This is a genomic window from Streptomyces sp. NPDC096152 (assembly GCF_044763235.1).
Taxonomy (GTDB): Bacteria; Actinomycetota; Actinomycetes; order Streptomycetales; family Streptomycetaceae; genus Streptomyces.
On sequence record NZ_JBIWFW010000005.1, the window covers coordinates 484557 to 510988 of the forward strand.

Below are 26432 nucleotides of genomic sequence, written 5' to 3' on the forward strand. Positions count from 1 at the left end.
TAACGCCGCCGGGCCGTCCCGACCGGCGGGGACGTGCCCTAGAACCGGCCGTCCTGGCAGCGCGCCACCCACTCCGCCGCGGCCACGAACTCCTCGTCCGAGGTCCCGCGCGACGTGGGCCGCACGCCGGCCGCGCCGATGTCCGCACGCGGGTACGAGCCCAGGAAGCGCACCTGGAGGCAGATCCGCCGCAGCCCCATCAGCGCCTCGGCCATGCGCCGGTCGTTGATGTGGCCCTCGGCGTCGACGCAGAAGCAGTAGTTGCCGATGCCGGCCCCCGTCGGGCGGGACTGCAGCAGCATCAGGTTGATGCCCCGGGTGGCGAACTCGCCGAGCAGGTCACGCAGCCCGCCCGGGTGGTCGTCGCGCTGCCACAGCACCACGGAGGTCTTGTCCGCGCCGGTCGGGGCGGCGGGCCGGGCGGGACGGCCGACCAGGACGAACCGCGTCTGCGCGTTCTCCGCGTCGTGGATTTCCGTCTCCAGGGCCTCCAGGCCGTACCGCGCGGCCGCGAACTCCCCGGCGAACGCGGCGTCGTAGCGGCCCTCCTGCACCAGGCGGGCGCCGTCCGCGTTGGAGGCGGCCGACTCCCACACGGCGTCCGGGAGATTGGCCTTCAGCCAGTTGCGCACCTGCGGCTGGGCGGCCGGGTGGGCGGTGACCGTCTTGATGTCCGACAGTTTGGTGCCGGGCCGCACCAGCAGCGCGAAGGTGATCGACAGCAGCACCTCGCGGTAGATCATCAGCGGCTCGCCCGCGACCAGCTCGTCGAGGGTGGTGGTGATGCCGCCCTCGACCGAATTCTCGATCGGCACGAACGCCGCCTCGGCCTCACCGGCGCGGACCGCGTCCAGGGCCGACTGCACGGACACGTAGGGGATCAGCTCCCGGGTGGCCGTCTCGGGAAGCGTGCGCAGGGCGACTTCGGTGAAGGTGCCTTCGGGACCGAGATACGCGTAACTCGCTGGCATGTCCTCACCCTAATGGCCTTCAGGAGCCTCGGCCCATGTGTCTCACGGGCGCCCCTCCCGCGGGTGAATCGGGGTGACTCCCAGGGCCTCTCCTTGGGCCTCTCTTTCGAAAGAAGGGCGCTGGGTGTGCTGTCCCGGGACAGCACACCTAGCCCTCCAGCAACCGCTGCCCCACGTACTCCCCCGCGGCCGCCCCGCCCGGCACCGCGAACAGGCCGCTCGCCTCGTGCCGGAGGAACCGTGACAGCGCGTCCCCGCGGTCGAGCTTGCGCTGCACCGGGACGAAGCCGCGCAGCGGGTCGGCCTGCCAGCAGACGAAGAGCAGCCCCGCGTCGGGGACGCCGTCCGCGTCGAAGCCGTCGTGGTAGGAGAACGGCCGGCGGAGCATCGCCGCGCCCCCGTTCTGATCGGGGCGGGTGATCCGGGCGTGCGCGTCGACGGGCACGACCAGGTCGCCCTTCGCGTCCGTCTTCTCCAGGTCCATCGGGGTCGTCTCGGTGCCCCCGCTCAGCGGCCCCCCGTCGGACTTCCGGCGCCCGATGACCTGCTCCTGGGCGGTGCGGGAGAGCTTCTCCCAGTCGTCGAGGAGCATCCGGATACGGCGGACGACGGCGTAGGAGCCGCCCGCCATCCAGTCCGGCTCGCCGCCCTCGGGGACGAAGACGCGCCGGTCGAAGTCGGCGTCGGCCGGTTTGGGGTTGCGGGTGCCGTCGATCTGGCCCATCAGGTTGCGGGCCGTCATCGGGTGCGCGGTGGCGCCCGGGGAGCGGTTGAAGCCGTTCATCTGCCAGCGGAGACGAGCGGCGCCGCCCGCGTCCTTCTGGATCGCGCGCAGGGCGTGGAAGGCGACCAGGGCGTCGTCGGCGCCGATCTGCACCCACAGGTCGCCGTTGCTGCGGGCCTTGTCGAGCCGGTCGGCGGAGAAGTCGGGCAGCGGGTCCAGGGCGGCCGGCCGCCGCTTCCGCAGGCCCGTCCGGTCGAAGAAGCCGTGGCCGAAGCCGAACGTGATCGTCAGCGACGACGGGCCCGCGTCCCGGGCGACGTCGGTGTCGTCGGACGCGGCCGCCTCGCCCGCCATGAGCCGTTCGGCCGTCGCCGACCAGCGGCGCAGCAGGGCGGCCGCCTCCTTGCGGCCCGCCCCCGGCGCCAGGTCGAAGGCGGCGAGGTGACCGCGGGCCTGGAGGGCGTCGGTGATGCCGGGCTGATGTTTCCCGTGAAACATCGCCCGGCCGGAGCCGAGCGAGGTGAGCGGAACGGCAGCGGACGGCGCGGCCGCGTACCCCACGGCCCCGCCCGCCGCCCCGAGCACCAGCCCGGTGGCCCCGGCGGTGCCGAGCAGCCGACGGCGGGAGAGGCCCGCTCCGGCAGGGACGTGCCCACGCGTGCCGGCCGCGGTCGAGGCGTCCCGGGAGGGCGCGGTGGGGGAGTCCTGGGAGGTGGCCTCCGGGGTGGACTGGTCAGCCATGGTGGGGTTCAGCCGATCTGCGCGTTCTTGGTGACGGTCGCCTGGTCGATGTCGGAGGTCCGCACGGTCACGGCGATCTTCCAGTCGCCGGCCATGGGGATCTGCACGCCGCTCGCCGCCCAGTGTCCGGTGGTGATGTGGTCGGGGGCCACGGGGAGCGGCCCGAGCCTCTTCGCGGTCAGGGTGAGGGCGACCTTCACCTCGGGGACGTCGAACGCCCGGCCGTCCGGGCGCTGCACATAGACGTGCATCTCGTTGCCGCCCACGCGCGCGGGGTCGAGGTCGAGCCGTACGACGCCCTTGCCGTCCAGGCCGCCGGTGTCGAACGGCATGTCCAGGGTCACGGCTCCCGCGGAGGACGACGCCGAGGAGGACCCCGAGGACGAGGATGCGGCCTTGGCCGCCTCCTCGGTACGGCCCGGCTCGGTCTGGGTGAGCACGGTGGTCACGCCGAGCAGGACGACGGCCACCGCCGCCTCCGCGAGCACCGAGCGGCGCAGTCCGAACCGGTTCGGGTCGGCGTCCCGCAGCCGCTTGCGCTTCGCGGTGTCCACGGCGGCCCGCTGACGCGCGAGCTGCGCGGCCCGCTGGGGGTCGCCGTCGGTGCGCACCTCCGCACCGGCCGGCGCGTCGGCCCGCGCATCGTCCTGCGGGGAGTCGCCGTCCGCCACAGCCCGGGTGTCCGCCGCAGCCCCCGCGTCCGCCCTCGTCGCCGCCGCCTGCCGGGCTCCCGCGGGCTCCTTCTCCTGCTCGTCCCCCTCCTCCTGCTCGTTCTCCCCCGCGCGAGGCGCCGCCGCCGCGGAGGCGGTCACCGTCCCCGCCAGGCGACCCGTCCACCGCCGTGAGGTCCACGCGATGCCGACGAGCAGCACCACGAGGCAGATCTTGGCGAGCAGCAGCTGTCCGTAGCGGGTGCCGGTGAGGGCCGGCCAGGAGCCGACCTGGCGCCAGGACTGGTAGGTCCCGGTCGCGATCAGCGCCAGCACCGAGGCGAAGGCGACCCGGGAGAAGCGGCGTACCGCTGAGGCGGGGAGCGGAGTGTCCGTGGGGGTCCGGTACAGGGCGACGAGGAGCGCGACGAGTCCGCCGAGCCAGGCGGCGACGGCCAGCAGGTGGACGACGTCGACGGGCATGGCGATTCCCGGCTGGAGGCCGGTCGAGGCGTGCTCGGCCATCGCCCAGCTCGCCGCGAGCCCGGCCGCGACGACACCGCCGCCGATGGCGAGCCCGAAGCTCAGGTCGCGCTTCTCGTCGTCCTCCCGCTTGTCGTACGCCCCGAACAGCACCGCGATGAACAGCGCGGCGGCGGCGAGCAGCAGCAGCCGGGAGACGAGGGCCGCGCCCGTCTTGGTCTGGAGCACCTGCCCGAGGAGGTCCAGGTCCAGGACGTCCCCGGCCCTCCCGGTGATGGTGTAGGCGCCGCGCAGGAGCAGCAGCGCCAGGGTGGCCGCGGTGAGCGCGAGCCAGCCGGAGACCACGAGCCGCTGCACCGCGCGCACCCCCGACCCGCGCTGCCAGCAGGCCAGCACGAAGGCGGCGCCGCCCACCAGGACGACGAAGCCGGCGTACGACACGTACCGCCCGATCCCGTAGAGCACGCCGACCGGGCCGCCGCCGACGTTCTGCCCGTCGACGGCCACGGACGTGCTGGAGGGGGCGCCGACGGAGAAGGTGTACGCCCCGCCGACGGGGTGGCTGTCGTCCGAGACCACCTGGTAGGCGACGGTGTAGGTGCCGTCGGACAGCCCGCCGCGCAGCCGCACGGCGTACGTCGTCCCGCTCACCTCGATCGGGCTGCCGGTGTCGACACGTTTGCCGCGGGGGTCGAGCACGCGCAGCGAGCCGTCGTTCAGGGCGACCTTCTCGGAGAAGGTCAGCGACACCTGGGTGGGCGCCTTGCCGACCACCACCCCCTGCTGGGGGTCGCTGCCGGTCAGCGCGGCGTGCGCCGAGGCCGGCGCGGCGCCCGCGAGCAGCGCGCCGGCGACGGCCAGGAGCAGCAGCACCACGGTCCGGACGCGGGGGGCGATGGTCGGCGTCACGGTGATCCCTTCCTCAGTGTCCGGTCGTGGGGGTGTACGTGGCGGGCTTCACCGGTATCTCAACCGTGACGGTGCCGGACTCGGCGAAGTGCAGCCGCACGGGGACCTTCTGGCCCTGCCGCGGCCGGCGCTTCAGGTCCTCGAACATCAGATGGTTGCCGCCGCTTCGGAACACGAGCCGGCCGTGGGCGGGGACGGCGAGGTGGCCGGCCTCCTCCATCGACCCTCCGGCGGTGCGGTGCACGGTGACGCTGCCCGCGATGTCACTGGTGACGGAGGTGAGTTCGTCCCGTGTGCCGCCCTTGTTGACGACCGTGAGGAAACCGGCCGCCATGGTGTCCGAGACCGGCTGGGGCATGTAGGCGGCGGCGACCGAGAGTTCGGCCTTCCCGCCGCCGGAGTCCGGGCCGCCGCAGCCCGCCAGCACGGCGCAGCCCGCGGTCACGGCCATGGCCAGGGAAACGGCTCCGGCCGCCGGGTGCGGACGCCTCACGGGTTCTCCCCCTTGACGATCTTGGGGAGGTCCTTGGTGTAGTCGTCGACGGTGGCGTCCTCGCCGTAGAGGAGGTACCCGCCGTCGGTCTTCGGGGAGAAGGCGACGACCTGGGTGCCGTGGACGGAGGCGAGCTTGCCGTTCTTGTCCTTGTGGGTCGGCTCGATGGAGATGCCGAGGGTGCGGGCGCCGGCCTGGATGGTGGCGAAGTCGCCGGTCAGGCCGACGAACTGCGGGTCCGTGTTCTTGAGCCACTTGCCGAGCTCCGCGGGGGTGTCGCGCGCCGGGTCGGTGGTGACGAACACCACGCGCAGCTTGTCCTGTTCGGCCTTGGGCAGCGCCTTCTTGGCGACCGCGATGTTGTTCATCGTCAGCGGGCAGACGTCGGGGCAGTGGGTGTAGCCGAAGTAGATCAGCGTCGGCCGGCCCGCGGTCTCCTTGCGGAGGTCGTACTTCCTGCCGTGGGTGTCGGTGAGCACCAGATCCGGCTTCTCGAACGGCTTGTCGAGGACGGTCGCGGCCTTCTGCGAGGTGTCCTCGGAGACGACCGAGACGGGGCTCTGGCCGGTGTCGCCGCTGCCGCAGGCGGAGAGGGTCATCGTGGCGGCGGCGAGCAGCGCGGCCGCGGCGAACGTCTTCTTGCGCATAGAAAAATGTCCCAGATGTGAGAACTCCGGCGCGCACCGGGGTCGTGAGCGAGGGGCGTACGATCCCGGCGCGCGTCGCGGACGAGCGGATCAGGCGGTGGTGCGCCTGCGGCCGGCGAGCACGCCGTAGGCGACTCCGGCCGCGCCGACGACGATCCCGGCGATGCCGAGGACGCGGGCCGTGGTGTCGCTGCCGCCCTTCGGGGCGGAGGTGTCGGCGGAGGCGTTCTCGGCGGGCGCCTTGGCGTCGTCGGAGGCGCCCTCGGCGGCCGTGCCGTGGTGGTCGCCGGTCGCGGCGGCCAGCTCCAGCACCGGCGCCGGGTTGTCCGGTTCGGCCTGGCCCTCCTGGGGCACCTCGATCCAGCGCACGACCTGCTTGTCGGAGTACGTCTGGAGCGCCTTGAAGACGAGCCGGTCGGTGTCCTCGGGCAGGGCGCCGAGGGAGACTGGGAACTTCTGGAAGAAGCCCGGCTCGATGCCCTTGCCGTCGGCGGTCCAGGTGACCTTGGTGACGGCCTCGGAGATCTTCTCGCCGTGCAGGTCCAGCGGCTTGGCGAGCTTGGACTTGGTGACCTTGACGGTCCAGCCGTCCATCGGCTGCGGCATCACCGAGGCCAGCGGGTGGTCGGCCGGGAAGTTGACCTCGAGCCGGGTGGTGGAGGCGTCGTCGCGCTCGTTGGGGACCTTGAAGTCGACGACGGTGTAACCGCCCTTGGCGGGCGTGGTCTCCGGCTGCACGCCGACGTGCGCGAACGCGGGCGTGGCCAGGGCGGTCAGGGCGAGCACGGCCGCCCCGGCGACGGCGGCGGCAGTGGTGGGACGAGAGGCCTTCATGGCAGGAAGCACTCCACTTCGAGTGAGTTCGTCGGGTTCCGTTGGTCAGGAGGAACGCGCGTGTGGTCAGGAGGGACGCGCGTGCGCAGGGGTGGCCGGCGGTGCGGCTCCCGGGAAGCGGGCACGCGTGCGTGCCGCACGACGGCGGCCGCTGTCCTCCGGCGGAACTCCGCTCGGTGGAGACTGGTCGCGTCGCGTCAGGCGGCGAGGGTGAGGAAGGGGGCGGGGGGCGGGCCGCGCCGGACCACCGAGTGCTGGAGTGCGGTGGTGGTGGGCGCCGGGGGCACCGGGTGGGTGGTGCGGCGGCAGCGCGGGCCCGCCTCGGGCGCGGTGGGCAGCCCGGCGCGCAGGGCCCGCGCCAGGGCGAGCGCCGCCCGCAGGGACCGTACCGACGCCGTGTCGGCGACCTCGTGCGCCGACAGCCGGATGAGCCGCAGCAGGGCCAGGTCGCCGCGGCGCAGCAGCCAGCCCGCGGCGAGCGCGGCGAGGACGTGGCCCAGCAGCATGGGCAGCGACGGCAGCAGCGAGACCGCCGGGTCGGCGGTGGGCGCGGCGGGCAGGGCGTGTGCCGGGTGGTGCGGGGCGGCCGGGGCCGCGCCGGTGTAGACCCGCGCGTCGACGAGGATCCGGTAGGCCTGGGTGGGGCTGATCGCGGCAGCGGTGGTCCCGCAGACGAGCCGGGCGGCCCGCTCCACGAGGGTGGAGTCGGACATCGCGGGCATGGAGCCCATCGATCCCATGGACGTCATCGGGCCCATCGAGCCCATGGATCCCGGCGCCGCACCGCCGGACGCCGTTGCTCCCGCGCCGTGCTGGGCCAGCCCGAACAGGGTGTGCAGCACGGTCTGGCCGACCGCGAGGAGCGCCGCGATCCCCGGCAGCGAGCGCGCGCGTCCGGCCAGCGGCGCCACGACGGCGAGCACCCCCAGGAACCCGGCGCCCAGGGTCCACAGCGGGACCGTGGCGCACGAGGCCAGCGTGTGACCGGCCGCGGCCAGCACGACGCAGACCGCGGCGAACATCGCGGCCCGCAGGATCCGGAGATCGCCTCCGGCGTGCGCCGTGCGCGGGTGGGGGGCAGTCATGGCGGCCCCATCATCCCATCGGGCCTCCGCGTTCCGTACGGCAGGTCCGCAAGATGACGTACGGCCGGAAGGTCACGGTCTGCCACCAAGGGCCCGCACATACACCGATTCCCTTCCGGCCGCATCCGCCGATCGGGCGGCGATACGCCGGAAACGTGCTTACGGCGGTCAACCCGGGGCAATACGTAACGGTATGTCGAGCCGCAGCCGGGAGGCTGGAGCATGAGCATCTGGTGGTCCATCCATCTGCGTCGTGATGCTGCGAGCGTTCCGCTCGCCCGGCGGCTTCTGCTCGGCACGATGGAGACGGCGGGCGTCGACCCCGACATCTCCTACGACCTGTCCGTCGCCCTGAGCGAGGCCTGCGCGAACGCCGTCGAGCACGGCGGCGACAGCGACTCCTCGGAGGCCTACCGCGTCACCGCCTACCTCGACGGCGAGAAGTGCCGTATCGAGGTGGCCGACTCGGGTCCCGGCTTCCGGCCGCCCAGCCGCCCCGTCCCGGCCCGGGTCGCCTCCGTCGAGGACGAGCACGGACGGGGCCTGTGCCTCATCCAGGCGCTCGCCGACCACGTCCACATCGGCGGCAAGCCCGGACTGGGCGGGACGGTGGTGTCCTTCGACAAGCTCCTCAAGTGGCGCGAGGACGCGCCGCTCATCGCGGTCTGACGCACCCACTTCCCTTGGCCGCTGGCCGCCCGGCTCCCTTGGCCGCCCGGCGCCACCGCCGCACCCGGCCGTCCGACGCGCTCTCACTCTCGGGCGCCCGAGGCCCGCGCCGCTCCCGGCCGTCCGACGCACGACCGGCCGCAGGCCGTACGACGGCCTCCGCCGATCAGCCGAGGACCCGCACCGGTTCGCCCGCGAGGTGGGCCAGGACGTCCTCCACCGCCTGCCCGTAGTAGCGGGCGTAGTTGGCGCGGGATACATAGCCCAGGTGCGGGGTGGCCAGCAGGCGCGGGGCGGTGCGCATCGGATGACCCGCGGGCAGCGGCTCGGTGTCGAAGACGTCGACGCCGGCGCCCGCGATACGGCCCTCGCGCAAGGCGGCGAGCAGGGCGTCCTGGTCGACGATCGCGGCCCGCGAGGTGTTGATCAGGTAGGCGGTCGGCTTGAGCAGGGCGAGTTCGGCGGCGCCCAGCAGACCGCGGGTCCGCTCGCTCAGCGCGAGGTGGACGGAGACGAAGTCGCTCCCGGCGAGCAGCTCCTCCTTGGAGGAGGCCCGCCGTACGCCGACCTCGGCCGCGCGCTCCGCGGTCAGGTTCCGGCTCCAGGCGCTGACCTCCATGCCGAAGGCGAGACCGACCCGCGCCACCCGGCCGCCGATCCTGCCCAGCCCGAGCAGGCCGAGCCGCCGGCCCTCCAGGTCGGCCCCGACGGTGGACTGCCAGGGGCCGCCCGCGCGCAGGGAGTTGCCCTCCTCGACGATGCCCCGGGCGAGGGCGAGCAGCAGGGCCCAGGTGAGTTCGGCCGGCGGGGCCGAGGAGCTCTCGGTGCCGCACACCGTCACCCCGGCCGCCCGGGCGGCGGCGAGGTCGATCACCGAGTTGCGCATTCCGGAGGCGACCAGCAGCCTCAGCCGGGGCAGCCGGCCCAGCAGTGAGGCGGGGAAGGGCACCCGCTCGCGCAGGGTCACCACGATGTCGAAGTCCGCCAGGGCCGCGGCGAGTTCGTCCTCGGACGCGAAGTGGCCGGTGAAGGGGACGACCTCCACCCGGCCGTCGAGCGGCGACCAGTCGGCGACGGTGGTCGCCACGTTCTGGTAGTCGTCGAGTACGGCACACCGCAGTCGCATGTCAGTTCCCCTCCAGGACCTTCGCCAGTACCTCCAGCGCCTCCGGATACACCCTCTCGCGGGGCGTCCCGTAGCCGACGACCAGTCCCTGCGGCCGGTTCCCGCCCGGGGTGTGCCAGTGGTCGCCGAGCCGGCCGAGCGCGAGGCCCTCGGCCTCCGCCCGGGCCAGCACCTCGGCCTCCTCGGCGACGTCCACCAGGGCGTGCAGGCCGGCCGCGATCCCGCGCACCCGCCGGCGGCCGCCCAGCCGGGCCACGAGCTGGTCCCGGCGCCGCCGGTAGCGCAGCCTGCACGCGCGCACGTGCCGGTCGTACGCGTGGCTGTCGATGAGCTCGGCGAGCGCCAACTGGCCGATGGTCTCGGTGTGGTGGTCGCTGTGCAGCTTGGCGTCGGCCACCACGTCGACCAGGTGCGGCGGCAGCACCATCCAGCCCAGCCGCAGGGCGGGCCCGAGGGTCTTGGAGGCGGTGCCCAGGTAGGCGACCAGGCCCGGCGCCATGCCCTGGAGCGCGCCGACGGGCTGACGGTCGTAGCGGAACTCCCCGTCGTAGTCGTCCTCGACGATCAGCCCGCCCCGCGCGCGTGCCCAGTCGGTGAGCGCCCGGCGCCGCTCGGGGTGCAGGGTCACGCCCGTCGGGTACTGGTGGGCGGGCGTGACGACCACCGCGTCCTCCTCGCCCAGCTCCTGCGCGCGGGTCCCACGTTCGTCCACGCGCACCGGCACCACACCGCCGCCGTTGCGGCGCACCACCTCACGGTGGAAGGGCAGCCCGGGATCCTCCATGGCGACCTCGCCGCCCTCCAGCACACGCGTCAGCAGCGCCAGACCCTGCACATATCCGGAGGTGATCACGATGCGCTCCGGCGGCGCGATCACCCCGCGCGCCCGTCCCAGGTAGCCCGACAGCGCCGTGCGCAGCTCGACCCGGCCGCGCGGGTCGCCGTAGTCGTACGCCAGTGAGGGCGCCGTCGCGATGGCGCGGCGCAGCGCCCGCAGCCAGGCCGCCGCCGGGAACGCCCCGACGTCCGGGCTGCCCGGCCGCAGGTCCAGCCGGGGCGCACGCGCGCGGGCCGCCCCGCCCGGCTCCTCCGCGTCGACGCTCGGCAGCGCGGCGACCCGGGTGCCCGAGCCCTGCCGCGCCGTCAGATAGCCCTCGGCGACGAGCTGGTCGTACGCGGCCTTCGCGGTGCCGCGCGAGACGCCGAGCTCGGTCGCGAGCCGCCGGGTGGCGGGCAGCCGCGTCCCGGGCGTCAGCCGCCCGTCCCGTACGGCGTCCCGCAGCGCCCGCTCCAGTCCCGCCCGCCTGCCCGCCGCCGCGTCCGGCTCCAGATGCAGGTCCACCCCGACACCGGACCAGAAGTCGTCCACGATCCCCCCACGTGAAGAACGCGCCCCGGAAGGAGCGCGGAAAGGTGCGTACGCGGCCCGGCCGCGCGCACGCGGACGGCCGTCCGGCCGCCCGCAGACGAGTGGCCGGGCACCTCCCCGGTGCCCGGCCACCGCCGTGACATCAGCCCTTCAGCGAAGCCATCCAGGCCTCGACCTCGTCCGACCGGCGAGGCAGCCCGGCGGACAGGTTCCGGTTGCCGTCCTCCGTGACCAGGATGTCGTCCTCGATGCGCACGCCGATGCCGCGGTACTCCTCCGGCACGGTCAGGTCGTCCGCCTGGAAGTACAGGCCCGGCTCGACGGTGAGGACCATGCCCGGCTCCAGCGTGCCGTCCACGTACGTCTCGGTCCGCGCGGCCGCGCAGTCGTGGACGTCCATGCCGAGCATGTGGCCGGTGCCGTGCAGCGTCCAGCGGCGCTGCAGGCCGAGCTCCAGGACCCGCTCGACCGGGCCCTCGACCAGGCCCCACTCGACGAGCCGCTCGGCGAGCACGTGCTGCGCGGCGTCGTGGAAGTCGCGGTACTTGGCACCCGGCCGGACGGCCTCGATCCCGGCCTCCTGGGCCTCGTACACGGCGTCGTAGATCTTCTTCTGGATCTCGCTGTAGGTGCCGTTGACCGGCAGCGTGCGCGTGACGTCGGCGGTGTAGAGCGAGTGGGTCTCCACGCCCGCGTCCAGCAGGAGCAGGTCGCCGGAGCGGACCGGGCCGTCGTTGCGCACCCAGTGCAGGGTGCAGGCGTGCGGGCCGGCGGCGGCGATGGTGCCGTAGCCGACGTCGTTGCCCTCCACGCGCGCGCGGAGGAAGAAGGTGCCCTCGACGTAGCGCTCGGACGTGGCCTCGGCCTTGTCGAGGACCTTCACCACGTCCTCGAAGCCGCGCACGGTGGAGTCGACGGCCTTCTGCAGCTCGCCGACCTCGAAGTCGTCCTTGACCAGCCGCATCTCGGAGAGGAAGACGCGCAGTTCCTCGTCGCGCTCGGCGGTGACCTTGTCGGTCAGCGCCTCCTCGACGCCGGCGTCGTGACCGCGCACCACGCGGACCGGGCCGGTGGCCTCGCGCAGGCTGTCCGCCAGCTCGCGCACGTCGGCGGCGGGGATCCCGTACAGCCGCTCGGCCTCGGTCAGGGAGTGGCGGCGGCCGACCCACAGCTCGCCCTGGCCGGAGAGCCAGAACTCGCCGTTCTCACGGTCCGAGCGCGGCAGCAGGTAGATCGTCGCGCGGTGGCCGGTCGCGGTCGGCTCCAGCACGAGGACGCCGTCCTCGGTCTGGTTGCCGGTGAGGTACGTGTACTCGACCGACGACCGGAAGGGGTACTCGGTGTCGTTCGACCGGGTCCTGAGGTTGCCCGCGGGGACCACCAGGCGCTCGCCGGGGAAGCGCGCGGAGAGCGCGGCGCGGCGGCGGGCGGTGTGCCCGGCCTGCTCGACGGGCTCCAGGCCGCGCAGCTCGGTGTCGGCCCAGCCGCCCCTCATGTTCTCGGCGAGCTCGTCGGACACGCCCGGGTACAGGCCGTTCTTACGCTGCTTGATCGGCTCCTCCGACTCTGTCTCCGGGGTCTCCGTAGTGAGCTCGTCGGCCACGGTCTTCCTCCTCGATACGGCACTGGACCGCCTCCCATCGTACGGTCGGGCGGCGGGAGTCCCGGGCCGGGAAGGACCGGTCACGGAGCGCGGCGGCGCGCACACGCCCGGGCGGCGTCCGCCCCGGTCGTCGGCGCCGTCACTCGAAGCGCGCCGCCAGCAGGGCCACGTCCTCCGCGCCGTTCGTGACGTCCAGGCCCTCCGGCAGGACCGTCCGCAGGACGTGGTCGGCGACGGCCGCCGGGTCCTCGCGCAGCGTCCGCGGAACGCTCGCGGCGGCCGTGTGCAGCCGGGCGAAGGCGCGGTCCACCGGCTCGCCCGTGCGGTGCAGCAGCCCGTCGGTGTAGAGCAGCACCGTTTCGCCCGGCTCCACCTCGAACTCCAGGCTCGGCGCCTCCCAGCAGGCGAGCATCCCGAGCGGCGCGGACACCGACGTCTCCACGAACTCGGTGCGCCGCTCGCCGACCAGCAGCGGCGGGCTGTGCCCGGCCCCGGCCAGGGTGATCTTGCCCAGGGAGGGCTCGCAGTAGGCGAACAGGGCGGTGGCGGAGCGGGCGGGCTCGGTCAGCCGCAGCAGCAGTTCGAGGTCGGAGAGGACGGCGACGGGATCCTCGCCCTCCATCACCGCGTACGCCCGCAGCGACGCGCGCAGCCGGCCCATCGCGGCGACCGCGCCGGGGCCCGCCCCGGTGACCGAGCCGACCGCGAGACCGAGCGCGCCCTCGGGCAGCGGCAGCGCGTCGTACCAGTCTCCGCCGCCGCGCGGGCCGGTGCGGTGCAGGGCCGCGAGCTGGACGCCGGGGACCCGGGGCAGCCGGGAGGGCAGCAGTTCCTCGGACATCGTCCGCAGGCACGCGCGGGCGCGCTCCACCTCCAGCAGCCGGGCCAGGTGCTCGGCCGCGTAGCGCACGTACAGCCCGGCGAGATGGCGGCGGCGGTCGGACGGCTCGGCGGGTTCGTCGTAGAACCACACGGCCGCGCCGAGGCGGCCGGCGGCCTCGGCGGACAGGGACAGCGCGTAGCTGGCGGCGTAGCCGAGGCGGGTGGCCACCTCGCGGTGGCGGGGGTCGAGGCCGTCCTCGGCGAACAGGTCGGCGTGCACGATCTCGCCGGCGCCGCCCGGCGGGACGACCCCGGTGCCGAGGAGCGCCCCGTACGGCAGCGCGCGGCGCGGCACGGTCTCGATGTGCCCGAGGTCCGCGCGGGCCAGGCCCAGGCCGACCGTGGTGCGGGGGCCGAGTCCGTCGCCCGGTTCGAGGACGACGAGGCCGCGCCGGGCCCCCACCAGGGCGGCACCGGCGCGCAGCAGTTCCCCCAGGGCGGCGTCGAGCCCGTACGTCCGGGCCAGCCGCTCGGTGAGTTCGTGCAGGGTCGTCAGATCGGACACCCAGCCGGCGAGCCGGTCCTGGAGCAGGGCCCCCGGCGGGTACGGGGCGGGGACGGGGTCCGGGCTGTTCGGGGAGGCGGCCGCGGGGGCACCCGGAGCGGCGGACACGGAGGCGACAGTGTGTGCGGGGGTCGGAACCGCTGAATCGATTCCAGCCACTTTCGGAGGGTGAGGGGCGTTCATGGCGTCCGGCTTTCCGACCGGTGCGGATTGCTCAAAAGCATCGCAAAACCCCCATGTCATTCTGCGCCGCCGGCAGTGTCTCCACATGTACACGCACTCGTAAGGGGATGTCCAGCATTGTCCTGCCGGGATTCCTGGTGTCAGAGGGACTCCAGGGGTTCTCGGGCGGACCCCTTGCGAAATGACGAAGTTGGCTTAAAACTGCCTCGGGTAACGGCCTATTGCGGTCGACTGGGTTTGCTCCACGGAGCGTCACAGCGGTCGTGATGGGTACGTACTCGGTGAAGGCCAGGGGTGGTTGGGAACCGCCCGGAACCTGGCGACGGACCCGGGCGTCTTAGCCACCGACGACCGTGCCCCATCCTCCGCGGTGGAGGCGGAGAGCAAAACGCGCAACGGCAAAACGCCACGCTCCGCCACCCCACGCCACGCCCATACTTTTGCCGGACGCAGGTAGACGCAGTAGGGACGGGGCCGCCGCGGACGCAGCCCACGCTCGACCCACAGGGGTTCCCCGTGCCTGACGGCAGGGGTGTGATGCGCCACCAGGTACGCACAGCGAAGTGATCGACACATGGCGTGATGTGACCCACGGTGTTGCCAGCGGTGCAACGGTGTTGCCAGCGGTGCAACGGAAAGGACGAGCGCTCATGCGCGAGATCCCCGGAAGGCGACGCAGGCTTCTGTCCCGGCGCGGCGACGGGAGGCCTGAGCAGATCAGCGCGGCCCTGACCTACGCGACACGGTGGCGGTGGCCCGTACTCCCGGGCGTGGCACCGGATCCGCAGGGCCGCGGCCGCTGCGGCTGCCCGGACCCGGAGTGCACGGTGCCCGGCGCGCATCCCTTCGACCCGGGACTCCTGGCCGCCACCACCGACGCCCGCATGGTGCGCTGGTGGTGGGCCAACCGGCCCACCGCGCCGATCGTCCTGGCCACCGGCGGACCGGCCCCGTGCGCCGTCAGCCTGCCGGCCCTCCCGGCGGCCCGCGCCCTCGAGGCACTCGACCGCGTCGGCATGCGCCTCGGCCCGGTCGTCGCCTCGCCCACCCGCTGGGCGCTGCTGGTGAAGCCGTACTCCATGGAGCAGTTGGGCGAACTGCTCTACGCCAAGGACTTCGTGCCCGGCTCCCTCCGATTCCACGGGGAGGGCGGCTACCTCGCCCTGCCCCCCTCCGAGACCGGCACCGGACCGATCCGCTGGGAGCGTGCCCCGCTGCCCGGTTCCGCCTCGCCCTGGGTGCCCGACGTGGAGGCCGTCGTGGACGCCGCGGTGGACGCCCTCACCCGTACGGGTGTGAGCGCCCCCGAGTTGTAGGGGCGCCGGGCGCGCCGGAGGGGCCGGCGGCCCACGGTGGCTATCTTCCGTTCATGAACCTCCGTCTGCTCGCCCTTCTGGGCGTCGTGACGGGCGCCGTCGTGCTGCCGTTCGCCGTGGCGTCCGCGGGTCCCGTGGACAGCGGGGGCCGCGCCGTCGCCCCGTCCGCCCCGCGTTCGCTGTCGCACGGTGACGACAAGATGCCGCGAGGCGACCACCGCATGCCCTCCGGCGACGACGGGGCGCCCTCGAAGGCGCCCGCCGCGTCCCCGCTGCTGCTCGGACTCGGCCTGGCCACCGCCGCCCGCTGCGGCCCCGAGGTCACGTCTCCCGAGGGCGTCGAGGCGCAGACCTGTGTGCTGACCCAGGGCGAGGACACCTGGGCGCGCGCCTACTACCGCAACGCGACCGGCAAGGCCCTGGACGCGGCCCTGAGCCTGCTGGCGCCCGGTGACCGCACGGTGCAGACGCACTGCGCGCTGGACGGGAGCGACGAGCCGGGGACGTGCGAGACACCCCGGGAGCACACCCGGGGGACGCCGGCGGCGTACTCGGCCGTCGCCGAGTTCGCGGCGCCCGGCGGGCGCGGGCCGATGCTGCTGCGTTCCGGTAGCAACTCGTCGGCGGACACGGGCGGTTGACGCGCCCGATGCGCACGGTGAGCACCGATGCGCATGGAAAGACCCGGTTGCTGGCGACGGGGGATGCACCAGCAACCGGGCTAGTGGAACGGTAACAAGAGATCGGCGGTTCGCAAATTCGATCTCGGCTTTCCAGTCATCGCGTGTGCCGCCATTCCGGACACCGACTCCCTTTTGCGGAGCGCGAGTTGTGACTGGTGTCACGTACGGCGGGCGGCTGCTTCGGCTGACCGGTCGGTCAGCCGAAGCAGCCGTTCAGGAGCCGGGGGCCAGGGTCCGCGGCTCCTGAACCGGAAAGCGGTGTCCGTGGGCCGGAGAGCGGCGTCCGTGAACCGGAAGCCGACGGTCAGCTGAGCGTCACCTGACGGTTGGTCAGGCCGCCTCGCGCCCGGCGCTCCTCCGCGGTCAGCGGCGCGTCCGTGTCCAGGGCGGCGGCCAGCCGCTCGGCGAACTCGGCGGCCGGCTTCTCCACATCCTCCGCGCCGACCCCGCTCGGCAGGTCCCACACCGGCACCGTCAGACCGTGCGCGCGGAACGAGCCCACGAGGCGGGTGCCCTCGCCCAGGCTCGAACGGCCCGCCGCGTGCAGGCGCGCCAGGGCGTCCAGCAGCTGCTCCTCCGGGTGCGGCATGACCCAGCGCAGGTGGTTCTTCTCCGGCGTCTCGCACCAGTAGGCGGCGTCCACGCCCTGCAGGCGCACCGTCGGGATGGCGGCGGCGTTGGCCCGCTCCAGGGAGGCGGTGACCTCCGGCGTCGCGTGCTCCGCGTCCGGCACCCAGAACTCGAAGCCCTCGTGCACATCCGGCTCGAAGGGGGCCTTCGGGTCCAGCAGGTCCTGCAGCCGCGGCCCGTCGGCCGGGGCGCGGCGCCCCTGCACCGGCGTGCCCGGCTCGGCCTCCAGGGCGCGCTGGAGCGTGTCGGCGAGGTCGCGGCTGATGTCGCCGGACGCCGTGTCGTTCTGCAGGCCGAGCAGGACCGAGCCGTCGTCGCGGCGCAGCGCGGGCCAGGCCATCGGCAGGACCGTGGCCAGCGTGACGGACGGGACGCCCTCGGGCAGGTCCTCCCGGAGCGTCAGCCGGACCGTGGCGGCGGGAACGAGCTCGCGCAGCGCCACCCAGTCGCACTCGCCTGGGAGACCCTCGAACGGCCGTCGCACCAGTTCGGTGGCCGCGTGCGCGGCGGCCCGGCCGTGGCAGGCCTTGTAACGGCGCCCGCTGCCGCAGGGGCAGGGCTCGCGGGCGCCGACGACCGGGATCTCTCCGTCCGTGAGCTGCGGGCGCTTGGCCTTCGTCTGGGGTCGCTTCTTGGCCATCTGGGTGTCTCCCGGTTACGGCTCGTCTCGTACGGCGGGAGCCTAGCCGTTCAGGCCATCAGCGACGGGATCCTGTGGACAACGCACCGGCGGTGGACAACTCGTCCGGCGGTGGGTGCGGGGGCGCGGCGGTGAACGGGGGCGGCCGGCGGCGCTCGGCGCGGGACGTCGCCTCGGCCCGGGACGCCGCCGCGCTTCCGGATGTCGCCTCGCCCCCGGGGCCCGTCTCGGCCCCGGAGGCCGCCCCGGTCCTGGAGGCCCCCCCGGTCCTGGAGGCCCCCCCGGTCCCGGGACGGCGCCTCAGTCCAGGTCGTCGAAGGCGTCCGCGAAGCGCAGCTCCGGTATCGCCGACACCGACGGGGCGGTGACGCGCGTAGCGAAGTCGTCGCGGCGGTGCCCGGCGTCGGGATCGTGCACGTCGTCTTGGACGACGACCCACACCGTGACCTCGCCGCGGACGTCGTCCCGCACCCCCCAGTCGTCGGCGAGGGCGGTGATGATGTTGAGCCCGCGGCCACCGTGCGCGGTTACCGAGGGGGTGGCCCGGGCCGGGCGGGTCGGTCCGCCGCCGTCCGTCACCTCGACGACCAGCCGGCCGCCGGTGTCCACGCGCCACGCGGCCCGGATGGCGCCGTCGCCGGTCAGGGCACCGCCCAGCGGTCTGCCGTGCTTGCAGGCGTTGCTGAGAAGTTCGGAAAGGATCAGTACGGCATCGTCGATGACCGGTTCCGCCACGCCACCGCCGCGCAACTGCTCACGCATCCGGTGTCTTGCTTCCCCCACGCCCGCAGGGCCATGGGGTACGGCCATGCTCGACGACGTGGGCACCTCCTGTGCCACCACCAACGCCACCCCCGAGACCTCCTTCGCCCCACGCCACGGTGTGGATGCCCCATTGGCCTGTACCGGAAACCGGCCAATCCTCGTCCGGTGACGCACTGGCAACAGTCGAACACGCTCCGAACGCGCCGGAGCACTCCCTGTCATGGTGTGGCTGGATTGCTGCGGTGTGGCCGATTCCGGAGGATGGTGCAGTGCGGCCCCCGGGTCAAGGGGTGGGGCCGATCAGCGGCCGAGCCGATGCAGAACCGCGCGCGGGCGGTTGGTGATGATGGCGTCGATGCCCAGGTCGAGGCAGAGGTCGACGTCCTCGGGGTCGTTCACGGTCCACACGTGCACCCGGTGCCCGGCCCGCTGCAGCCGCTCGATGTAGGCCGGGTACTTGCGCACGATCCGGATGGAGGGCCCCGCGATCCGGACCCCCGCCGGAAGCCGCCCGTCCCGGAGCCGCGGCGAGACGAACTGCATCAGGTAGACCGTCGGCAGCGTCGCCGAGGCCGCCTGCACCCGGTGCAGCGAGCGCGCCGAGAAGCTCATGACGCGCACCTGGGACTCCTCGGCGGAGGCCGGGGCGTCCAGGCCGAACCGTTTCAGTAGCAGCAGCAGCCGCTCCTCGACCTGCCCCGCCCAGCGTGTGGGGTGCTTGGTCTCGATGGCCAGCTCCACCCGGCGCCCGGAGTCGGCGACGAGCTCGAGCAGTCGCTCCAGGGTGAGCACCGCGGTCTCCTGGGGGTCCTCGGGGCGGACCTCCCAGTCCGGCTCCTCGTCCCGGCCGCGCCGGGAGGCACGCGCCGGCCAGGAGCCGAAGTCCAGCGCGGTCAGGTCGGCGAGTTCCAGGGCCGACACGGCTCCCCGTCCGTTGGACGTACGGTTGACGCGGCGGTCGTGGACACAGACCAGGTGGCCGTCCGCGGTGAGGCGTACGTCGCATTCAAGGGCGTCCGCGCCGTCCTCGATGGCCTTCTTGTAAGCGGCCAGCGTGTGCTCGGGGGCGTCCTCGGAGGCTCCGCGGTGGGCGACGACCTGAATGGGGTGCTGCTGCCGTGCGTGGGTCACGGCGTCATGGTGCCACCGCTCGGGGGTACGTGTGAGGGCGGGCGGGCGTCGACAATGTGTCTGTTTCGTGTGAGATGACCTATGTAAGGGATGGCCCCGGACCCACAGCCACCGCTTATGGTGCTCTGACGGCCCGTGGGAAAAGCTGAGGGCATACACAGGGCACATGCACATGCTGAAGCGCGCCGGCTCGTCGACAGGCGTGAACGAGTGTGACCGAGTGAGACCTGCACCAGCAGCCGTGGATCGAGGAGAAGAGCTGTGAGCACCGAGAACGAGGGCACCGCGGTACCCCCGGCCCCGTCCGCACCTCCCGTGCCGGTGGAATCTCCCGCTGCTTCCCCCGGGACGGCCGCCCCCCAGAGCGGCGCGACGCCCCCGCCGCCGAGCGCGCCTCCGCACGTTCCGGGCGCCCCGCGGCAGGACGCGGTGCACGGCGGCCCGCCGCCCGCGCACGCGTCGGCGGGCGGCCACGGCGGGGCCGGCGCACCCGGACCGCAGGGCCACGGCGGGCCCGCCGACGGCTCCTGGCCGCCTCCGGCCCCGGCCGGAGCCCCGTCCTACGCGGACGGAGGCGGTTCGGGCTCCGGCTGGGGTTCGACGTACCAGCAGCCCGCGCCGAAGCCCGGTGGCCGGCGCGGCGGTCTGGTCGCCGCGGTCCTGGTGGCCGCGCTGGTCGCCGGCGGACTCGGCGGCGGCCTCGGCTACACCCTGGCCAAGAACAACGACGACAGCGGCTCAACCACCGTCTCCGCCTCAGACACCGGTGCCTCGCAGGTCAAGCGGGACCCGAACTCGATCGCGGGCGTGGCCGGCAAGGCGCTGCCGAGCACGGTCACCATCGAGGCCGAGGGCGCCGGCGGCCAGGGCGGCACCGGCACCGGCTTCGTCTTCGACACCCAGGGCCACATCGTCACCAACAACCACGTGGTGGCCGAGGCGGTCGACGGCGGCAAGCTGACCGCGACCTTCCCCAACGGCAAGAAGTACGACGCCGAGGTCGTCGGCCACGCGCAGGGCTACGACGTCGCCGTCGTCAAGCTCAAGAACGCGCCGGGCGATCTCAAGCCCCTCACCCTCGGCGACTCCGACAAGGTGGCCGTCGGCGACGAGACCATCGCCATCGGCGCCCCCTTCGGCCTGTCGAACACGGTGACGACGGGCATCATCAGCGCCAAGAACCGCCCCGTCGCCTCCAGCGACGGCAGCTCCGACAGCAAGGCGTCCTACATGAGCGCCCTGCAGACGGACGCCTCCATCAACCCGGGCAACTCCGGCGGCCCGCTGCTGGACTCGCGCGGTGCGGTGATCGGCATCAACTCCGCGATCCAGTCCACGGGCAGCGGCGGCGGCCTGGGCGGTTCCGGCCAGTCCGGTTCGATCGGCCTCGGCTTCGCCATCCCGATCAACCAGGCCAAGTACGTCGCCCAGCAGCTGATCAAGACCGGCAAGCCGGTCTACGCGAAGATCGGCGCGTCCGTCTCCCTGGAGGACCGCACCAACGGTGCGAAGATCACCGACCAGGGCGTCAGCGGCTCCGCCCCGGTCGAGTCGGGCGGCCCCGCCGACCGGGCCGGCCTCAAGCCGGGCGACGTCATCACCAAGCTCGACGACCACGTGATCGACTCCGGCCCGACCCTGATCGGCGAGATCTGGACCCACAAGCCCGGCGACAAGGTGACCATCACCTACCTGCGCGACGGCAAGGAGCGCACCGCCGAGGTCACCCTGGGCTCCCGCGTCGGCGACAACGGCTGACCCCACACGCCCGCGCCCACCGGTTAGTCTTGTCCCCGCGCCGCCGATCACGGGCAGCGCGGGGAGGCGTGCCCGAGCGGCCGAAGGGAACGGTCTTGAAAACCGTCGTGGCAGCGATGTCACCGTGGGTTCAAATCCCACCGCCTCCGCGCAGGTCATAGACAGTGCAGCTCAGAAGGGGTGCCCCTCCGGCGAGGGGCACCCCTTCCGCGTTCCGTGGTCTCGACCCGGAGACGCGAACGCTCCACGTCGAACACGTCGCCGGCACCGCGGTGTGGCCGGCCGGTGAGTTGCTGGACGGCACGACCGCCCGAGGTCGCGGCCCCGGCGAAGGGCCGGGCACAAGCCCGGCGATCGCCCGCACCGCTGACGGGGAATCGGCGCCGCATTGAGGTGATCCTTCCGCGCCGACACCGGCTGGAGCCCCTACCGGCCGCTCGGGGCGATCACCACGACGACACGACCCCGAGGTTCACCACCGGGTCATGAGCAGGGGTTCGGCCGCACGTCCCGCGCGGGACAGCCCCACGCCCCGCGCGGGACAGCGGCGTCACGCCGCCCACCGCCGCTCGAGGGCCACGGCGGCGAGCACGCACTGCCCGTGCTCGTTGCCGCGGCGTCTCGGTCGACTCGGGCGGCGAGACTCGGGTGCCCCGCCGTGGCGGCCGGGCCGCCCCCGGCTCCCCCTCGGGTGTCACGCCTTCCCCGCCCGGTGACGGTCGCGTCCCGGGTCTGTGACATCGGTGGTCGGTGTGCTGCGGCTGGAGAAGGGCGTTGCTACCGTCCCGGTCCGGGTGGCCGACGGGCCGCCGTACGAACGGCTGTGTGCACAGCCGTATGCACAACAGGGGGGCGTCCCAGATGAAGGCCAGCCGTCTCAGACCCGCCGGTGTCGCGCTCGCGGCCGTCGCGTTGTCCGCCGTGCTCACCGGATGCGGGGGGAGCGCCGCCGGAGCCGCGGCGAAGCCGGGTGCGGGCGGCACGGCCACCGCCTCGCCCGACGCGGTGGCCACCGCCACCGCCCCGTCGTCCGGCGCCACCGCGAAGAAGCCCGGTACGGCTCCGGGCGCGGCGGCGACGGCCGCCGCCACACCCGCCGGCGCCACACCCGCCGGGAAGACCGGTGCCGGACCCGCCGGGAAGACCGGTGCCGGACCCGCCGGGAAGGCCGACCCAGGACCCGCCGCGAGCGGCGCGCCCGCCGCCGACTGTGCCGGGAAGGCGCCGAACCCGGACGACGTCGATCCCGACGAATTCGCCGTCTATCGCGTCGAGGAACTCGACGGCGCCACCGGCAAGGTGAACCTCGTCATCCAGCACGGGGCCTGGGGATGCCCCGGCAAGGACACGGACGGCGCGCCCTTCGTCGTCACCGGCGAGGAGAGCCGCTGGGCCCTCGACCAGGCCGCGTACGTCACCGCCACCAACCCCGTCACCGACAGCAGCGAGAACCGGCGGATCGGCGTGCAGGAGCTGATCGACTGGATCGAGGCGCACCCGGACTCCGGCCTGGTGTTCCGGTACGAGACCGGCGACGACGGCGCGATCCACCGGCTGGACGAGGTGTTCACGCCGTAACCGGCACGGGCCGCTCTCACGGCCGGTGGGCCGTCATGCGGGCCGCCGAGGCGACGGTCGCGCGGGCCTCCTGCTCGGGCAGGCCCGCGCGTACGGCCGCGTCGACCAGCGGGTCGACGAGGGCCGGTCCGATGCCGTCCTCATAGGCACGGCAGGCCGCCCAGAACAGGCGGGTGTTGCGCTGTCCCTCGTGCGCCCCCAGGACGAACTGCACCAGGCCCTGGCCGTGCCGGCCCGCCGACGCGGGCGCCGGGTGGTGCGCCGGGCGGGGCGGTGGCAGCAGCAGTCGCAGGAGGGCCCGCGGGCAGGGCGTGGGCGCGAGGTGGGCGGTGCCGGGGGCCGTGCCGTATACCCCGTGCTCCGTGCGGGAGCCGGGACCGACGAGGTAGCCGCCCGCGCCGCGGATGTCGATGCCGGGGGCCAGCCGCCCGGCCGAGTTGGGGACGACGACGTCCGCGGGACCCCTCAGCCACAGATGGCGGCCGCCGCTGGGGGTCAGCACGACCACGGTCGGGGGGATCGTGAACAGGTGGCGCAGGGCGAGTTCGCGCAGGGCCGCCGAGGAGTCCGTGCCGGACTTGGTGTCCAGGTCGACGCCGATCAGGTGGTACGGCGGCAGTCCGCAGGCGATGCCGTAGCCGGTGGCCCAGGGGGCCGCGGCGAACAGTGCGCGGATGCGCGCGGGGTCGGTGGAGGCGTCGTACACGCCGTGGCCGAAGCGGCCGCACTCGCCGTGGCAGGGGGCCGGGGCCGGGTCGTCGCGGTGCGGGGAGCGCAGGGCCGGCAGCTTCGTCCGGGACAGGGGGATGACGGCCAGTCCGCGTTCCGCGGCCGACAGGGCGTGTGCGAGGGCCAGCGTCGTGGTTAGCCGGTCGATGGTGGCCATACCACCATGTTCGTACGTGCGTTCGAAAAAGGGAAGAGGGCGCCCGTCGACCGTCTCGACACGCCGGGGATCGCCGATGCGGACGCACTGGCTGCCGAAACGCTTCAGCGCGTGCGGTGTCCGGGGGGGGGGATATCCATGATGGCCCTGATCGCGGCTCTGAGTCATGAAGAGTGGCGAAAGGGGTTTATCGACTTGTTCTCACGCTTGCGTGCGAATCATGGCTTCCGGGATGAATCATCCGGGATCCGGTGGGCAACCCTGATCCTGCGACGTCGTGGAGTAACGCCGGGGCCGGTCGGCCGACCGCCCTGGTGACAGCCGAAGTTCAGGTACCGCACGTACCTCACGCCTCACGGTTTCCGGCAGGGAGCCGGTTCCCACCTCGTACTGGAGGAGCGCACATGGCAAGCATCCGTACGGCCATCCACTTCACCCGCCTCTGGTGAGCCGGGGCGGACCGGCGCATTTGGGGATTCGCCGGTCCTGAGCGCCCCTGCGGGGTGTGCTTGTGGGGTTGCACAACGCCTGCGCGGCGGTGCTTCGGCACCGCCGCGCGGGCGCTTTCACGCGGCCGCGACGGCCCTGGCGGCTCCAGCTGCCTGACGGGCCGTCAAGGTGGCCGCCGGGCCCCCGGGGTGAACCCCCAGTACGTGCGGCCCGCTCGTCCACCTTCAGGAGGTGCGGCCGGCCCCGCCCCTACAACCTGAGGGGGACCCCGCTTCGGGACCTGGGGCCGATCCGCGGGGGCGGGTGCGCTCCTAGCGTGGAGCCATGACCACACCCGTCTGCACCAGTGCGTCGAACGCCGCCGCCCCGATGACGCGGACCCCGGCGTATCCGTCGTTCACCTCGTACGTGAGGGCCCGCCGGCCGGTGCTGCTGCGTACCGCCCGGTCGCTGACCGCGAACGCGAGCGACGCGGAGGACCTGCTGCAGACCGCGCTGACGAAGACGTACGTGGCGTGGGAGCGGATCGAGGACCACCGGGCGCTCGACGGCTACGTGCGCCGGGCGCTGCTGAACACGCGCACCTCCCAGTGGCGCAAGCGCAGGGTCGACGAGTTCGCGTGCGAGGAGCTGCCCGAACCGGAGCCCGTACCCGGCGCGCCCGACCCGGCGGAGCAGCAGGCACTGCACGACGCGATGTGGCGGGCGATCACGAAGCTGCCCGCCCGGCAGCGGGCCATGGTCGTCCTCAGGTACTACGAGGACCTCTCCGAGGCCCAGACGGCCGAGGTGCTCGGGGTGTCCGTGGGCACGGTGAAGTCGGCGGTCTCCCGCGCGCTGGGCAAACTGCGCGAGGATCCCGAGCTGGGCCTCGTGCGCTGATCGTCCGTCCCGCGCATCGTCCCGCGCCCCTCCGTGGCGGCCGGTGTGTGCTGCGGCACGGTCCACCAGTGCGAAAGGTCACGTGATCGATGGCCCGCCCCTAGTGACATACCGCGTGGTATGTGCGCAGAATCAGCGCAGCCCTTACCGCCGCGTAGGCAATGTCGCCCCCGGGAGGACGCCGTGCTGAGCACCATGCAGGACGTACCACTGCTGATCTCAAGGATCCTGACCCACGGGTCGACGGTCCACGGGACCTCGCAGGTGACCACCTGGACCGGCGAGGGGGAACCGCACCGCCGTTCCTTCGCCGGGATCGGCGCCCGGGCTGCCCAGCTGGCGCACGCCCTGCGCGAGGACCTCGGGATCGTGGACGACGACCGCGTGGCGACCCTCATGTGGAACAACGCCGAGCACGTCGAGGCCTACTTCGCCATCCCCTCCATGGGGGCGGTCCTGCACACGCTCAACCTGCGCCTGCCCGCCGAGCAGCTGACCTGGATCGTCGACCACGCGGCCGACCGGGTCGTCATCGTCAACGGGTCGCTGCTGCCGCTGCTCGCCCCGCTGCTGCCGCACATGAAGACCGTCGAGCACGTCGTCGTCTCCGGTCCCGGCGACCGCGCGCTGCTCGCGGACGTCTCCGTCCGGGTCCACGAGTACGAGGACCTGATCGCCGGGAAGCCGACCGCGTACGACTGGCCCGAGCTGGACGAACGCCGGGCCGCCTCCATGTGCTACACCTCCGGCACCACCGGCGACCCCAAGGGCGTGGTCTACAGCCACCGTTCGGTGTACCTGCACTCCATGCAGGTCAACATGACCGAGTCCATGGGCCTCACCGACCAGGACACCTCGCTCGTGGTCGTCCCCCAGTTCCACGTCAACGCCTGGGGCCTGCCGCACGCCACCTTCATGACCGGCGTCAACCTGCTGATGCCGGACCGCTTCCTGCAGCCCGCCCCGCTCGCCGAGATGATCGAGGGCGAGAAGCCGACCCACGCGGCCGCCGTCCCCACCATCTGGCAGGGCCTGCTCGCCGAACTGACCGCCCGGCCCCGGGACGTCTCCTCCCTCACCCAGGTCACCATCGGCGGCTCCGCCTGCCCGCCCTCCCTCATGGAGGCCTTCGACCAGCTGGGCATGCGGGTCTGCCACGCCTGGGGCATGACGGAGACCTCCCCGCTCGGCACGGTCGCCCGTCCCCCGGCCCACGCCGTCGGCACGGACGAGGAGTTCGCCTACCGGCTCACCCAGGGCCGTTTCGCGGCCGGTGTCGAGGCCCGGCTCACCGGCCCCGGCGGCGAGCGGCTGCCCTGGGACGGCGAGTCCGCGGGCGAGCTGGAGGTCCGCGGCCCCTGGATCGCCGGCGCCTACTACAACGGCCCCGACGCCGAACCGCTGTGCCCCGCCGACAAGTTCAGCGAGGACGGCTGGCTGAAGACCGGAGACGTCGGCACCATCAGCCCCGACGGCTTCCTCACCCTCACCGACCGGGCCAAGGACGTCATCAAGTCCGGCGGCGAGTGGATCTCCTCGGTCGAGCTGGAGAACGCCCTGATGTCCCACCCGGCCGTCGCCGAGGCCGCCGTCGTCGCCGTCCCCGACGACAAGTGGGGCGAGCGCCCGCTGGCCACCGTGGTCCTCAAGGAGGGCGCCGGCGCCGACTTCGAGACCCTGCGCACCTTCCTCCTCGAAGAGGGCAGGATCGCCAAGTGGCAGCTCCCGGAGCGCTGGACGGTGATCGAGGCGGTCCCGAAGACCAGCGTCGGCAAGTTCGACAAGAAGGTGCTGCGCCGCCGGTACGCCGCCGGGGACCTGGACGTCACCAACCTCTGA

Annotated in this window: 22 protein-coding genes and 1 tRNA gene; 8 read left to right on the forward strand and 15 right to left on the reverse strand. The window is 73.6% G+C overall.

Annotated features, from left to right (window positions below; all coding sequences use genetic code 11):
* Positions 1–38 precede the first annotated feature (38 nt).
* The 7 genes from pheA to ACIQ9G_RS19935 all read right to left on the reverse strand — a co-directional run bounded on the left by pheA (position 39) and on the right by ACIQ9G_RS19935 (position 7537).
* Positions 39–971, reverse strand: coding sequence for a prephenate dehydratase (pheA, locus tag ACIQ9G_RS19905; protein ID WP_403611000.1), 933 nt, complete (start codon positions 969–971; stop codon positions 39–41).
* Positions 972–1119: 148 nt separating this feature from the next.
* Positions 1120–2436 (reverse strand): iron uptake transporter deferrochelatase/peroxidase subunit, encoded by a 1317-nt coding sequence (efeB, locus tag ACIQ9G_RS19910; protein WP_403611002.1) that lies wholly within the window; start codon positions 2434–2436, stop codon positions 1120–1122.
* Positions 2437–2444: 8 nt separating this feature from the next.
* Positions 2445–4478: a copper resistance CopC/CopD family protein gene (locus ACIQ9G_RS19915; RefSeq protein WP_403611004.1), complete on the reverse strand. Its 2034-nt coding sequence runs from the start codon at positions 4476–4478 to the stop codon at positions 2445–2447.
* Between the two features lie 13 nt (positions 4479–4491).
* The gene (locus ACIQ9G_RS19920) at positions 4492–4929 is read right to left on the reverse strand and encodes a copper chaperone PCu(A)C (RefSeq protein ID WP_403611313.1); all 438 of its coding nucleotides are present in this window, start codon (positions 4927–4929) and stop codon (positions 4492–4494) included.
* Positions 4930–4967: 38 nt separating this feature from the next.
* Complete coding sequence (locus ACIQ9G_RS19925) at positions 4968–5618, reverse strand: SCO family protein (protein ID WP_403611007.1); 651 nt, start codon at positions 5616–5618, stop codon at positions 4968–4970.
* Positions 5619–5708: 90 nt separating this feature from the next.
* Positions 5709–6452, reverse strand: coding sequence for a YcnI family protein (locus ACIQ9G_RS19930; protein ID WP_403611010.1), 744 nt, complete (start codon positions 6450–6452; stop codon positions 5709–5711).
* Between the two features lie 197 nt (positions 6453–6649).
* Positions 6650–7537 carry a hypothetical protein gene (locus ACIQ9G_RS19935; RefSeq protein WP_403611013.1) on the reverse strand — a complete coding sequence of 296 codons (888 nt, stop codon included), beginning with the start codon at positions 7535–7537 and terminating at the stop codon, positions 6650–6652.
* Positions 7538–7759: 222 nt separating this feature from the next.
* Here ACIQ9G_RS19935 and ACIQ9G_RS19940 point away from each other — a divergent pair, with 222 nt between their 5' ends.
* The gene (locus tag ACIQ9G_RS19940; protein ID WP_403611015.1) at positions 7760–8206 is read left to right on the forward strand and encodes an ATP-binding protein; all 447 of its coding nucleotides are present in this window, start codon (positions 7760–7762) and stop codon (positions 8204–8206) included.
* A gap of 166 nt (positions 8207–8372) precedes the next feature.
* On the opposite strand, the gene ACIQ9G_RS19945 is transcribed toward ACIQ9G_RS19940, so the two are convergent.
* From ACIQ9G_RS19945 to ACIQ9G_RS19960, 4 genes are all read right to left on the reverse strand, one after another.
* Positions 8373–9332: a D-2-hydroxyacid dehydrogenase family protein gene (locus ACIQ9G_RS19945; protein WP_403611017.1), complete on the reverse strand. Its 960-nt coding sequence runs from the start codon at positions 9330–9332 to the stop codon at positions 8373–8375.
* Position 9333: 1 nt separating this feature from the next.
* A complete protein-coding gene (locus ACIQ9G_RS19950; protein WP_403611019.1) occupies positions 9334–10701 on the reverse strand; it encodes a PLP-dependent aminotransferase family protein in 1368 nt (455 codons plus the stop codon).
* Between the two features lie 142 nt (positions 10702–10843).
* Entirely contained in the window at positions 10844–12304 is a 1461-nt protein-coding gene (locus ACIQ9G_RS19955) for an aminopeptidase P family protein (protein ID WP_403611022.1), read from the reverse strand.
* A gap of 139 nt (positions 12305–12443) precedes the next feature.
* Positions 12444–13850, reverse strand: a complete 1407-nt coding sequence (locus tag ACIQ9G_RS19960; protein WP_403611024.1) for a PP2C family protein-serine/threonine phosphatase — start codon at positions 13848–13850, stop codon at positions 12444–12446.
* Positions 13851–14524: 674 nt separating this feature from the next.
* On the opposite strand from ACIQ9G_RS19960, the gene ACIQ9G_RS19965 reads away from it, so the two are divergent.
* Both ACIQ9G_RS19965 and ACIQ9G_RS19970 read left to right on the forward strand, forming a co-directional pair.
* A complete protein-coding gene (locus tag ACIQ9G_RS19965; protein ID WP_403611027.1) occupies positions 14525–15190 on the forward strand; it encodes a bifunctional DNA primase/polymerase in 666 nt (221 codons plus the stop codon).
* A 53-nt stretch (positions 15191–15243) separates the two neighbouring features.
* Positions 15244–15831, forward strand: coding sequence for a hypothetical protein (locus tag ACIQ9G_RS19970; RefSeq protein WP_403611030.1), 588 nt, complete (start codon positions 15244–15246; stop codon positions 15829–15831).
* A 346-nt stretch (positions 15832–16177) separates the two neighbouring features.
* Here ACIQ9G_RS19970 and ACIQ9G_RS19975 read toward each other — a convergent pair whose 3' ends face one another.
* The 3 genes from ACIQ9G_RS19975 to ACIQ9G_RS19985 all read right to left on the reverse strand — a co-directional run bounded on the left by ACIQ9G_RS19975 (position 16178) and on the right by ACIQ9G_RS19985 (position 19039).
* Positions 16178–17143: a DUF5926 family protein gene (locus ACIQ9G_RS19975; protein ID WP_403611032.1), complete on the reverse strand. Its 966-nt coding sequence runs from the start codon at positions 17141–17143 to the stop codon at positions 16178–16180.
* Between the two features lie 300 nt (positions 17144–17443).
* Positions 17444–18082: an ATP-binding protein gene (locus ACIQ9G_RS19980; protein WP_403611034.1), complete on the reverse strand. Its 639-nt coding sequence runs from the start codon at positions 18080–18082 to the stop codon at positions 17444–17446.
* Positions 18083–18208: 126 nt separating this feature from the next.
* Positions 18209–19039: a glycerophosphodiester phosphodiesterase gene (locus tag ACIQ9G_RS19985; RefSeq protein WP_403611036.1), complete on the reverse strand. Its 831-nt coding sequence runs from the start codon at positions 19037–19039 to the stop codon at positions 18209–18211.
* 261 nt (positions 19040–19300) lie between these two features.
* Between ACIQ9G_RS19985 and ACIQ9G_RS19990 the strand changes: the two genes are divergently transcribed.
* The 3 genes from ACIQ9G_RS19990 (at position 19301) to ACIQ9G_RS20000 (ending at position 22375) form a co-directional block, all read left to right on the forward strand.
* Positions 19301–20797, forward strand: coding sequence for a S1C family serine protease (locus tag ACIQ9G_RS19990; RefSeq protein ID WP_403611039.1), 1497 nt, complete (start codon positions 19301–19303; stop codon positions 20795–20797).
* Positions 20798–20859: 62 nt separating this feature from the next.
* A tRNA-Ser gene (locus ACIQ9G_RS19995) sits at positions 20860–20946 on the forward strand.
* Positions 20947–21658: 712 nt separating this feature from the next.
* Positions 21659–22375, forward strand: coding sequence for a hypothetical protein (locus ACIQ9G_RS20000; RefSeq protein ID WP_403611042.1), 717 nt, complete (start codon positions 21659–21661; stop codon positions 22373–22375).
* Positions 22376–22391: 16 nt separating this feature from the next.
* On the opposite strand, the gene ACIQ9G_RS20005 is transcribed toward ACIQ9G_RS20000, so the two are convergent.
* Entirely contained in the window at positions 22392–23261 is an 870-nt protein-coding gene (locus ACIQ9G_RS20005) for a bifunctional DNA primase/polymerase (RefSeq protein ID WP_403611045.1), read from the reverse strand.
* A 774-nt stretch (positions 23262–24035) separates the two neighbouring features.
* Between ACIQ9G_RS20005 and ACIQ9G_RS20010 the strand changes: the two genes are divergently transcribed.
* Positions 24036–24593: a SigE family RNA polymerase sigma factor gene (locus ACIQ9G_RS20010; protein WP_403611048.1), complete on the forward strand. Its 558-nt coding sequence runs from the start codon at positions 24036–24038 to the stop codon at positions 24591–24593.
* A 195-nt stretch (positions 24594–24788) separates the two neighbouring features.
* Positions 24789–26432 carry a long-chain fatty acid--CoA ligase gene (locus ACIQ9G_RS20015; protein WP_403611315.1) on the forward strand — a complete coding sequence of 548 codons (1644 nt, stop codon included), beginning with the start codon at positions 24789–24791 and terminating at the stop codon, positions 26430–26432.

What these genes read in the sequence shown, in the direction of transcription:
- pheA (WP_403611000.1), bottom strand. Translation starts at nt 971, where the DNA reads ATGCCAGCGAGTTACGCGTATCTCGGTCCCGAAGGCACCTTCACCGAA.
- efeB (WP_403611002.1), bottom strand. Translation starts at nt 2,436, where the DNA reads ATGGCTGACCAGTCCACCCCGGAGGCCACCTCCCAGGACTCCCCCACC.
- ACIQ9G_RS19930 (WP_403611010.1), bottom strand. Translation starts at nt 6,452, where the DNA reads ATGAAGGCCTCTCGTCCCACCACTGCCGCCGCCGTCGCCGGGGCGGCC.
- ACIQ9G_RS19970 (WP_403611030.1), top strand. Translation starts at nt 15,244, where the DNA reads ATGAACCTCCGTCTGCTCGCCCTTCTGGGCGTCGTGACGGGCGCCGTC.
- ACIQ9G_RS19925 (WP_403611007.1), bottom strand. Translation starts at nt 5,618, where the DNA reads ATGCGCAAGAAGACGTTCGCCGCGGCCGCGCTGCTCGCCGCCGCCACG.
- ACIQ9G_RS20005 (WP_403611045.1), bottom strand. Translation starts at nt 23,261, where the DNA reads ATGGCCACCATCGACCGGCTAACCACGACGCTGGCCCTCGCACACGCC.
- ACIQ9G_RS20015 (WP_403611315.1), top strand. Translation starts at nt 24,789, where the DNA reads ATGCAGGACGTACCACTGCTGATCTCAAGGATCCTGACCCACGGGTCG.
- ACIQ9G_RS19940 (WP_403611015.1), top strand. Translation starts at nt 7,760, where the DNA reads ATGAGCATCTGGTGGTCCATCCATCTGCGTCGTGATGCTGCGAGCGTT.
- ACIQ9G_RS19965 (WP_403611027.1), top strand. Translation starts at nt 14,525, where the DNA reads ATGCGCGAGATCCCCGGAAGGCGACGCAGGCTTCTGTCCCGGCGCGGC.
- ACIQ9G_RS20010 (WP_403611048.1), top strand. Translation starts at nt 24,036, where the DNA reads ATGACCACACCCGTCTGCACCAGTGCGTCGAACGCCGCCGCCCCGATG.
- ACIQ9G_RS20000 (WP_403611042.1), top strand. Translation starts at nt 21,659, where the DNA reads ATGAAGGCCAGCCGTCTCAGACCCGCCGGTGTCGCGCTCGCGGCCGTC.
- ACIQ9G_RS19975 (WP_403611032.1), bottom strand. Translation starts at nt 17,143, where the DNA reads ATGGCCAAGAAGCGACCCCAGACGAAGGCCAAGCGCCCGCAGCTCACG.
- ACIQ9G_RS19945 (WP_403611017.1), bottom strand. Translation starts at nt 9,332, where the DNA reads ATGCGACTGCGGTGTGCCGTACTCGACGACTACCAGAACGTGGCGACC.
- ACIQ9G_RS19920 (WP_403611313.1), bottom strand. Translation starts at nt 4,929, where the DNA reads ATGGCCGTGACCGCGGGCTGCGCCGTGCTGGCGGGCTGCGGCGGCCCG.
- ACIQ9G_RS19935 (WP_403611013.1), bottom strand. Translation starts at nt 7,537, where the DNA reads ATGACTGCCCCCCACCCGCGCACGGCGCACGCCGGAGGCGATCTCCGG.